1 protein-coding gene is annotated in these 1,037 nt (G+C 62.4%); it reads right to left on the bottom strand.

All coding sequences use genetic code 11. The features are described from left to right. On the bottom strand, nucleotides 1-949 hold a 949-nt coding region (locus EN939_RS35520), incomplete at its 3' end, for an IS481 family transposase (protein ID WP_095770220.1). Between the last annotated feature and the right edge of the window lie 88 nt (nucleotides 950-1,037).

The following is a 1,037-nucleotide window of genomic DNA, read 5'->3' as shown; positions in this document are numbered from 1 at the left end:
TGTGGAGCTTCAACAGGTTGTCCTCGATCAGGGCGAGGCGACTGATAGGCGTTTTTGACTTTAGGCTGCCATGTGGACGATGCCAATTGTATCTGTGCAGCCAGACAGGCAGTTCGGCGGCACGATGATCGGATGTCGGATAGGCAATGGCGTAGGCCCATTCGCGCAGTGCTGTCTGGATGAAGCGCTCGGCCTTGCCATTGGTCTTGGGCGTATAGGGTCTTGTCGTGACGTGCTTGAGGCCGAGATCGCGGCAGGCCTTGGCGAAGGCCTTTGATCTGTAGCAGGAGCCGTTGTCGGTCATGACGCGGGCTATCGTGACGCCGAGGCTGGCGTAATAGGCGACCGCGGCCTTGAGGAAGGCGATGGCGCACTCCTTTTTCTCGTCGGGCAGGATTTGCGAGAAGGCGATGCGGGACGCGTCGTCGATGCAGACATGGACGAACTCCCAGCCGGCGCCGCGCGACTTGCCCTTTTGCGGATCGCCGGTGATACGATGGCCGACTTGGCTGAAGCGGCCGAGCTTCTTGATGTCGATATGGATCATCTCGCCGGGATGCTCCCGCTCGTAGCGCCGGACCGGTTCGGCCGGCTCGATATCCCTGAGCCGCGACAGCCCGGCACGCTTGAGAACCCGGCTGACGGTGGCGGGCGAGACGCCGACCTCATGGGCGATGTGCTTGCCGGTCAGCCGCTGGCGACGCAAGGCTGCGATGCGCTCGGCCACGGACTGTTCGGTCAGGCTCGGCATGACGGTGGGCCGCGACGAGCGGTCGACCATGCCGGCCCGCCCTTTGGTCTTATAGCGCTCGACCCAGCGCGCCACGATCTTGGCCGACACGCCATAGACGCGCGCCGCATGGGCTTTGGAAAAAGCGCCTTCTATCACCGATAACGCCATCTCCTCTCGACGCAGCGGTGTGAGACGGGCATTCTTGTGGATGTTCATTCGGACCCTCCGATGGATGCTGAAGCGTGGTAACTCCAGTCTCCTCGGTCCGGTCCGAATGGACAACCTCTCGAAAGCTCACACCTAG

It is taken from the genome of Mesorhizobium sp. M7A.F.Ca.CA.002.05.1.1, assembly GCF_003998335.1.
Classification (GTDB): Bacteria; Pseudomonadota; Alphaproteobacteria; order Rhizobiales; family Rhizobiaceae; genus Mesorhizobium.
Note: the sequence above shows the minus strand (reverse complement) of the source record. Positions and strands in the feature narration are given on the sequence as shown.